Annotated in this window: 8 protein-coding genes; all 8 read right to left on the reverse strand. The window is 70.2% G+C overall.

Annotated elements, in window-relative coordinates; translation table 11 throughout:
* The coding region (locus G7A99_RS13490) for a class I adenylate-forming enzyme family protein (protein WP_163140957.1) at positions 1–698 on the reverse strand (698 nt) is incomplete at its 3' end.
* Positions 695–946: an acyl carrier protein gene (locus G7A99_RS13495; protein ID WP_163140960.1), complete on the reverse strand. Its 252-nt coding sequence runs from the start codon at positions 944–946 to the stop codon at positions 695–697. The genes G7A99_RS13495 and G7A99_RS13490, both read right to left, overlap by 4 nt.
* A 1-nt stretch (position 947) precedes the next feature.
* The gene (asnB, locus tag G7A99_RS13500) at positions 948–2,939 is read right to left on the reverse strand and encodes an asparagine synthase (glutamine-hydrolyzing) (protein ID WP_163140962.1); all 1,992 of its coding nucleotides are present in this window, start codon (positions 2,937–2,939) and stop codon (positions 948–950) included.
* 16 nt (positions 2,940–2,955) lie between these two features.
* Positions 2,956–4,044, reverse strand: coding sequence for a FemAB family XrtA/PEP-CTERM system-associated protein (locus tag G7A99_RS13505; RefSeq protein ID WP_163140965.1), 1,089 nt, complete (start codon positions 4,042–4,044; stop codon positions 2,956–2,958).
* Positions 4,026–4,943, reverse strand: coding sequence for an XrtA system polysaccharide deacetylase (locus tag G7A99_RS13510; RefSeq protein ID WP_163140968.1), 918 nt, complete (start codon positions 4,941–4,943; stop codon positions 4,026–4,028). Before G7A99_RS13510 ends, G7A99_RS13505 begins: the two co-directional genes overlap by 19 nt.
* The gene (locus G7A99_RS13515; RefSeq protein WP_163140972.1) at positions 4,943–6,208 is read right to left on the reverse strand and encodes a hypothetical protein; all 1,266 of its coding nucleotides are present in this window, start codon (positions 6,206–6,208) and stop codon (positions 4,943–4,945) included. Before G7A99_RS13515 ends, G7A99_RS13510 begins: the two co-directional genes overlap by 1 nt.
* Positions 6,209–6,259: 51 nt before the next feature.
* A complete protein-coding gene (locus G7A99_RS13520; RefSeq protein ID WP_163140975.1) occupies positions 6,260–7,060 on the reverse strand; it encodes a polysaccharide biosynthesis protein in 801 nt (266 codons plus the stop codon).
* Between the two features lies 1 nt (position 7,061).
* Positions 7,062–8,585: an XrtA system polysaccharide chain length determinant gene (locus G7A99_RS13525; protein WP_163140978.1), complete on the reverse strand. Its 1,524-nt coding sequence runs from the start codon at positions 8,583–8,585 to the stop codon at positions 7,062–7,064.
* Positions 8,586–8,775: the final 190 nt, after the last annotated feature.

Genomic DNA, 8,775 nt, shown 5'->3' on the forward strand with positions numbered 1-8,775 from the left:
CCGAGCCGCACGAGGCACGCGCCGGCGGCCATGTGGGTGTGCAGCACCGAGTTGCCGTAGGAGTAGTGGAACGGCAGCGGGCTTGCGGTGCGATCCTCCGGCCCGAGGCGGAGGTAGTCGACGATGGCGGCGACGTTGGCGGCCAGGTTGCCGTGGCTGATCATCACGCCCTTGGGCGTGCCGGTAGTCCCGGACGTGTAGATCAGGCTTGCCAGCGTCCGCCCGGCGGCCGGCGCCGGCCGCCACTCGGCACCCGCGTCCACCGCCTGGTGCCAGCGCTCGGCGACCACCGGCGGCCGGTCTCCGCCGGTGAAGAGCAGGTGCTCCGGGGCGTGGCCTTCGATCACCGCCCCGAGGTCCGGGTGGGGCCCGGCGATCATGAACCGGGCACCGGCATGGGCGAGCCATGCGGTGAGGCTCCCGGCGTGGGCCGCGGTATTCAGCGCCACGACCACGCCGCCGGCGGCGAGGGTTCCGTAGTATGCGGCCACGTAGGCGGGGGCCTCGTCGAGGAGCAGCCCTACCCGGTCACCGGGGGCGATCCCCCGCTCACGCAGCCACGCCGCCACGCCGGCGGCGCCGGCGAGAAGCTCGCCGTAGGCGGTGACGCGGCCGTCGCACTCCAGCGCGGCCGCCTCCGGGGCGGACTGCGCGCTCGCCGTGAACCACGCGAGCGGCAGTGCCGTGCCGGCGGTCATGCCGCGGCCCGCTTGCGCTCGAGGAAGCGGCAGATCCGGTTCACCGAGTCCAGGTTCTCCGGAACCATCTCCTCGTCGCGCACCTGAACACCGAAGCGCTCCTCCAGGAAGTCGATCACCTCCATGATCCCGGTGGAATCAATGATCCCCCGCTCCAGGAAAGAGGCGTCGTCGTCCAACGCCGAGGCATCGCTGGTGAACAGGTAGTTCTCCAGGATGTAGTCGCGCAGCTGCTCCCGTTGAGTCATATCAGGCCTCCGCTTCTATTGTTATCGCCCGCTGCGGCCCCTCGGGCCGTGAACGGACGAACTGCCGGTGGTAGTTCTCGACGAAGTACCGATGCCAGAGCTGGGTGGAGAGCACGGCCATAAAGGCCATGTTGTCCGCGAAACCGGTGATGCCGCCGCGCCGGGCCTTGGCCAGCAGCCGCGCGACCCGCGACGGATCGAAATAGCCGTAATCCGCCAGTGTCCGGGGGGCGAGCAGCTCGTCGACGAACGCCGGCGTGGTGCCGCCGAAGAACGCGGCCGCATCGGGGGCGCGATAGGGCTGCTTGTGGCGGTGGGTGAGCGCGGCCGGCAGATAGCCGGCCATGGCCTCCCGCAGCAGGTGCTTCTCGCGCAGCACCCGCAGCTTCAGCCGTGGCGTCAGGCGGTTGGCGAACTCGATGACGCGGTGATCGAGATACGGGAAGCGCCCCTCCACACCGTTGGCCATGAGCATGCGGTCGCCCTGGGCGGAGAGCAGGTAGCCGGCCATTAGGGTCCGCGCCTCCAGATACTGGGCACGCTCCAGGCCGTGCCAGCGCTGCATCCCCGCAGGCAGCACCTCGGCGAGCCCGTCCAGCGCCTGGTCGGCCGCCGCGCTGGCGTAGGCCGGGCTGAGGAACTGCTTGGTCCGCGCGGTGGTGGTCCAGCGCGGGAGATGGGAGAAGAACGCGCCGGAGGGGTCATCGAGACCCATGCCGAAAAAGCGCTCCAGATAGACCTGGCCCTGGCCCCGGGTCATGTCCAGGTACGGATAGAGCCGGCGGAGCAGCCGCGGACGCAGCCGCGAATCGGGCTGGCGGGCCCAGAAATCGCGGATCTTGGCCTCCTTGAAGAGGTCATAGCCGCCGAGGACCTCGTCGGCGCCCTCACCGGTAAGCACCACCCGGTAGCCCGCATCGCGCACCGCCGCCGACAGCGCCGCCATCGGCACCGGGGCGGCCCGCAGCATCGGCATCTCCGCGTGCCAGACCGCTGCCGGCAGCCCGCCGGAGACGAGCTCATCGGTGACCGGCACCGCCGTGTGAGCGGCCCCCAGGTGCTCGACCATCGCCATCTGGAAAGCGGACTCGTCGAGGCCCGGGTCGGCGAAACGCAGGGAAAAGGTGCGCAGGGGCACGTCCGCACGGCGGTGGATGAGTGCGGTGATCACCGCCGAGTCCAGGCCGCCGGAGAGGTACGCCCCCACCGGTACGTCGGCACGCAGGCGCACGCGCACCGCGTCGGCGAGGAGGTCGTGCAGGCTCTCGGCGAGGCTCGCGGGCGTGTCCCGCAGGTAGCCGTCCGGGTGTTCCGGGTACTGCCACTGCCAGTAGCGCCGGCGCCGGCAGCGGCCACCCTCCGCGACGAGCATCTCGCCGGGCGGCAGCTCGTTGATGCCGGCAAACAGGGTGCGCGGCGCCACCGGCGCCCAGAAGGTCAGCAGCTGGTCCAGGCCGGCGGGATCCATCCGCGGGGCCCCGCCGAGGGCGGGCAGCAGCGCCTTGACCTCGGAGGCGAACAGCAGCCGCCCGTCCCGTTCGGTGTAGTACAGCGGCGCGATGCCCACGCGGTCGCGCACCAGCACCAGCCGGTGGTTTCGGCCATCCCACAGCGCGATGGCGAACTGGCCGTTGAGGTGCTCGACGAAGTCGTCGCCGTACGCCTCGTAGAGGTGGACCAGGACCTCGGTGTCGCTGTCGGTGTAGAAACGGTGGCCCTGCGCCTGGAGGGCGCGGCGCAGCTCCGGATAGTTGAAGACCTCGCCGTTGAACACCACCCAGATACGCCGGTCCTCGTTGTGGATGGGCTGGCTGCCGGTGGCGAGGTCGATGATCGACAGCCGGGCATGGCCGAGCCCGATCTCCGGCTCGATGCGCAGGCGCTGCTCGTCCGGGCCTCGGTGGCCGATCCGGGCGACCATGTCGGCGAGCACCCCGGTCTCGACCGGGGGCGCCGAGGCGGTGAGTCGGTGAATGCCGCAGAGTCCGCACATGATCAGTCCCTCCCGCTCACGGCAGATACCGCACGATGCGCGGACCGAGCCGGTTGGCCAGCGGCAGCGGCAGCCGCTGCCACAGGCGGATGGCCCGCCGGAACCGCGGGTTGTCCGGGTTGAGGCCCGGCAGCGTCCCGCCGCCGGGCAGCCAGTAGTGCCAGTACAGCGCTACCGGTTCGGCCCCCCACTGACGCTTGAAACGGTACGTCCCGGAATCCGCGGTGGAACGGCCGAAGTCGAAGGTCTGGGCACCCTGCTCCACGGACCGGCGCAGCGCTTCCCAGTAGAGGAGCATGTTCACGCCGAGGTGGTTGTAACGCCGGTCCGACGAGGCCCAGGGGATCTCCACGACCCCGCGGTGACGCAACAGCAACCCGGCCGCGGCGGGCACGCCGTCCACCCGCACCACCAGGATGCGGGCACGCTCGCCCAGCAGCTCGCACAGGCGGAGGAACCAGCGCCGCGGGTAGACCGGGGTGCCGAGATCGCGCATGTTACGCGCGAACACCGCGTAGAACTCGTCCAGGTGTTCGATACCACCGCCGTGCACGCTGGCCCCAGCCTTGAGCGGTCGCCGCACCTGCGCCCGGAGCTTCGGGCCGAACCCCTTCCACAGCGCGTCCGGATCCCCCGGCAGAGCCAGGTGCATGACGACCTTGTCCGTACGCACGGGCCAGTCACCGCCGAGCGGCGTGAGGTCGCGGAACTCGGCATGGTCGACGCCGAGCCGGCCACCCAGCTCCACCGCCGCGTCCATAAGGCGGTCAGTGACGGCGCCGTCGTCGGCCAGCGCACCGCCGTAGTTGAAACACGGCAGTGACACCAGGAAATCGCCGAACAGGGGACTGCGCAGCCGCGCCAGCGGCAGCACGCCCGCCACGGCCCCCTCGTCGGTGTGCGCCGTGAGGTAGTAGGTGCGATGACCGAGGACGTCGGCGAGCAGACCGCGGAAGACCGCCTCGTGGTATAGGCTCGCCGCACGGTGACCCCGGACATAGGCGTCCCAGCCGGTGCTGTCCCAGCGCTCCCGCGGGCCGGAGACCGTGACCCGGACCGGGGCCATGGCCGGCGCGGTGTCCGCGCTCACGCCGACGCCCGGCACGGGGCACCTCCCGCCTCTGTCAGCAGGCCCGTCGCGGCCAGGACGTCGCCCATGGGGGCGAAGCTGATCTCACCGAGCAGCCGCTCAAGGCGTTCACCGGTGCGGTGCAGATTGCGGTAGTGACGCAGCCGCGAGCGCCAGGGCAGGCCGGGGACCCGGGGCTGCTCCGGATCGAGCTCCCAGGGATGGAGGTAGAACACCGTCGGCTGTCCGCCCGCCGCGGCGGCGCGCAACCCGCGGGCAATGAGCGGGTACGGCAGCAACCGGAAATAGCCGCCGCCGGCCACCGGCACGCTCTGGCCGAGCACCCGCCAGGTGGTCAGCGGGAACTCGACGATCTCACCACCCGCCGGCGTGGTCAGCCGGTGGGGGTAGCGCGGCGAGCCGGGCATACCGTAGCGGTCATGCCGGATGGGGAAGATACTGGAGTCGTAGCGAAAGCCCTCCTCGACGAGGATGTCGAGGGCCCAGCGGGAAGTCGGGGTTATGGAATAGCTCGCCGCACGATAGCCGACAACGGGACGCTGGACCTGATCCTCCAGCAGCACCCGCGCACGATGGGTCTCCTCGCGGAAACGCGCCGGCGTCTGGTCGTAGACGAGCTGGTGGCTGTAGCCGTGACACGCGATCTCGTGGCCGCGTGCGGCGATTTCGCGCACCAGCGCCGGGTGACGCTCGGCGATCCAGCCCAGCACGAAGCAGGTGGTGCGCACGCCGTGACGCTCGACGAGGTCCAGCAGCCGACGGGTGTTCGCTTCGACCCGCCGCGGCCATCGCTCCCAGTCCTCCGGGGCGATGGCGCCGGCCAGGGCCGCGACCTGGAAGTAGTCCTCCACGTCGATGGTCATGGCATTGAGCGGCGGCGGACGCGGACGATCAGGGGTCATCGGGGTGGCCATCAGTCAAGACTCCCACCGTAGACCAGGGCGATGAGCACCCGGTTCTCCTCATACTCCGCGGCGTCCACGTCGCTGTTGCGAACGATGTGGCCCACCGCCCCGCGCAGGCGCAGCTCGCTGCCCAGCCGCCAGGTCAGGCTCACGCTTGCACCGTAATCCTTGTCCTCGCGCTCGAAGAGCTGGTAGTGGATGCGCTCGCCGTAGACCTCGCCGCCGAGGTCGGCGCGGGCGCTCAGCGAGCGGCTGCCGGAGAGGCGCAGGCCGGAGATATCGCGGTCGCTGTCCTCGGTCTTGAAGTCCTCGTCGACGTAGTAGCCCCTGGCCTCTGCGGTCCAGATCGGGGCCTCTCGGCGAAAGAACAGCTCGTAGCGGCGCTCGTAGATCAGCGAGGTGCCCACCGACAGGTCGGTGACCGGCTCCAGCCCGCGCAGGATGCCGGAGGTATCGAGCAGTCGTCCGGTGGCGTCGGTGTACTGATGGGCCAGACGGGCGCCGACGAGGGTCGGTGCCGAGCGCCGGTAGGTCACCTCGGAGTCGAGCAGCAGGGCGTCGTCGCTGTCGCGGCCGTCCAGCTCGACCCGGCTCATGCCGAGCTGGGCACGCCACTGCAGCGGTGAACCGCCGGTGCGCTGATGGCCGGCGAAGAGGTCGTAGCGGTCGTAGTCGATCGCAGTATCCGATTGCTCCTTGAAATCGACCTGCTGGGCGCGGCCGATCACGGTGAGCTCGGCGTTCTCGTCGGTGCGGTGCCGCCAGCCGGTGTTCGCCGCGTAGCGGACGCTGTCGGCATCGGACTCGAAGTAGGTGTGTCCCACGCGGCCGCCGAGGAGCCAGTCATCCACCGGACCAAGGTGAAAGGCGGCATCCGGACCGGTCCAGACCACGTTCGCGTTCTGCTGCGCGCCCGGGCGTTCGGCATCCTCGACGGTCTCGCCGACCCGCGCGAAGCGGTCGTAGAACGCCCAGGAGAGGGTGCGCGGACGCAGCCAGAAACGGGTATCCGCCAGCAGGCTCAGGGCCGTGTCGTCCTCGACTGTATTGCGGTAATACTCCTCGCGGGCGACACGGGCCCGGAGATCGGCGTCCAGGCGGCCGCCATGTTCACTGAGCACGCCCTCCACGCCCAGCACCGTGAGCCAGTCGGACTGTGCGTCAGCCTCGAGTGGGGCGTTGTCGGTATAGGTCTGTTCCAGAAAGACGTTGTAATCACCCCGCGGGGCCGCCGCCGCGACGGCACACAGCCCCCACACACCGGACAGCAGCAACCACCCGCTGACACACGGTCGGCGCACTCTCCCCCATGCACGCATATCGCCTCACCCCCATGCCGCCGGCGGGACCGGCTCGTCATTGAATACGATCCCCCCGAACCGCTCCGAGGGGATGACGTCCGCAGCCACCTGCACGCGGTGGGCGGCGTCGCGCCCGTAGCGCACGGCGAGCACCACCGTGTCCGCCAGCCCGGCAAGGATCCGGGCATCCGCCTCGTCGAGGATCGGCGGCAGGTCGAGGACCAGGTTGCGGTCCGGGTAACGCGCGCGCAGGTGATTGAAGAGCTCGCGCAGCCGGGTCATGGACATGGATTCCACGGCATCCGTGCGCAGCGTGCCCGCTGGGATCAGGCGCAGCCGCGGCACGCCGGTGGCGTGAATGATCGCCGCCGGATCGTCGACACGGCCGGCAAGGTAGTCCGTTAGCCCTGTGACAGGACCGTCGCCGGGCTCGGCGAGCAGGTCGTCGAGGCCGGGACGGCGCAGGTTGGCGTCCACCAGCAGCACCGTCTGTATCGCGTCCATGGCGAGGGCAGCGGCAAGGTTGCGCGCGGCGAAGCTGGCGCCCCCGCCCCGGGCCACCCCGGTTACGGCGATGATCAGCCTGCCGCCGCCGGCGACCGAAAACAGTCGCGTGCGCAGCAGCCGGAAGGCGTTGAGCATGCGCACGTCCCTCATGCCGGGGTAGACGAGCCGCCGGGCTTCCAGGGCCGTCGGCGGCCAGGGCGGCGGCATGCGCATGCGCGCGATATCAAGCGCCCGGGACTCGCCGGCAGTACGCACGGTGGCGTCGCTCGATCCGCCCTCCCCGGCCCCGCGGCGTATGGCCTTCTCGATGACGGACATGTCACAACCCTCCTTCGGCACGTGCCAGCATCACCGCCAGAAGCACGATCACGCCGAACACGGCAAGCAGACCCGCGATGGAAAGCGAGAGGAATCCCCGGCGCCGTTCCGCCGCCGTGCGGTAACGCGGCAGCCGTCCCACCACCGCCATGCGGTAGAGCTCCGGCAGCTGCTCGGGCATGTGCACACGGGGCGACATGCCCACCAACACCAGCAGCAGCCCCGCGGGAACCGTGGCGCCGACCAGCACGGTGGCCACGGTGAAATGCCTCGTGCGCGGTCCGTCCGGGCGCTGGGGCAGGAAGGCGGGCTCGTGCACACGCAGGGTCAGGCCCTCACCCTGGTTGTCCAGATTCATCGACACACGGGCGTTTTCCCGGCGTCGGAGCAGGTCCTGGTAGATGTCCTGATTCACGGCGTAGTCCCGCGTCAGCTGGTCCATCTGCCCCTGAAGGGCCTGCACCTCCTCCGCCTGCCCGGTGGCGTCGGCGTAGCGCTGACGCGCGTCGGACAGCCGGGCCCGGATGGTGGCGGCCTCGGTGCGCACCTCGTAGAGCGACTGCTGCAGATCCTGGTAGACCGGGTTGCCGCGCAGGCTCACGCTCGGCCCCTGCTGCCCCTCCGGCTCGGCGGCAGCCTCCTGCGCCTTGGCACGCAGGGCGCTGATCTGGTCGCGGAGCTGGACGATGTCCGGATAGGTGTCGTGGTAGTTCAGCCGCAGCTGCTCCAGCCGGCCCTCGAGCTCGGCGATGCGGGCACGGTACTGATCGGCACGGGAAAGCACCGCGGAGACCTGGACCTCACCGCTCAGCTGGCGCTGCAGCGAGGCCTCACGCACCATGGCCTCACGCAGGGACTGCTCGAGGGTGTCGATGGTGCGGCGAAGCTCGCCCATGCGTGCGCCGACCTGCTCGGCGGCGTTGACCTCGACCACCGGGTAGCGCTTGCGCAGGGCGTCGATCTGCTCCTGCGTGGTCCGCAGCTGCCCCTCGTAACGCCGGACCTGGGCGTCGATGAACCGGAATGCCGCATTGCTCTCGGCGCGCTGGTTCGCCAGCATCTCCTGGCGGAAGGCCTCGGCGATAAGCTTGGTGACCTGAAAGGCGTGCTCGGCGTCGTGGTCGCTGTAGGCGATGCGAATCAGGTTCTCGCCGGGCGTCGTGACCTCGATACGGTCGCGCAGGCGCTCCGCCGCCTGCTCGACGGCGAGTGGCGGGGTATCGTCGCCCACCTCGCCGGCATCGGTGAGCACGCGGGTGAGCAGCGTACGGCCGTATATCACCTCTCGGGCGTTCTGTGCCTGGGAGGTCAGATCGGGCCGTACCGCGCGCCCCTCCATGAGGGGGTCGATGATGCTCTGCTCCTCGACAAACAGAGTCACCGACGAGGTGAAGGAGCGCGGCCACACGAACGTGACCAGCGTGCCTACCACGAGCAGGGAGAGGAAGACGGCGAGCACCGCCCATTTGCGGCGCACACCCTCGGCGAGCACCAGGCGGAGGATCTGGTCGATGGGACCGTTCATGGTCGTTCGCCCTCGGCGCGACTGGCTGCGATAGCCGTTAGAAGACCCGCTCGGGAATGGTGATCACATCCCCGGGCTGGAGCGCGACATTGGTGGTGAGATCGCCGCGCTCCAGGATGTCGTCGAGGTGCACGGCGAAGGCCTCGGTACGATCACCGGTGCGCCGGTAGAGCATGGCCCGGCCGGGGGC

The sequence above is a fragment of the Arhodomonas sp. KWT genome, from assembly GCF_010993615.1.

Bases quoted from the DNA above. Each gene is read 5' to 3' on its own strand.
- G7A99_RS13495 (WP_163140960.1), bottom strand. From the start codon at position 946: ATGACTCAACGGGAGCAGCTGCGCGACTACATCCTGGAGAACTACCTG.
- asnB (WP_163140962.1), bottom strand. From the start codon at position 2,939: ATGTGCGGACTCTGCGGCATTCACCGACTCACCGCCTCGGCGCCCCCG.
- G7A99_RS13510 (WP_163140968.1), bottom strand. From the start codon at position 4,943: ATGGCCACCCCGATGACCCCTGATCGTCCGCGTCCGCCGCCGCTCAAT.
- G7A99_RS13520 (WP_163140975.1), bottom strand. From the start codon at position 7,060: ATGTCCGTCATCGAGAAGGCCATACGCCGCGGGGCCGGGGAGGGCGGA.
- G7A99_RS13525 (WP_163140978.1), bottom strand. From the start codon at position 8,585: ATGAACGGTCCCATCGACCAGATCCTCCGCCTGGTGCTCGCCGAGGGT.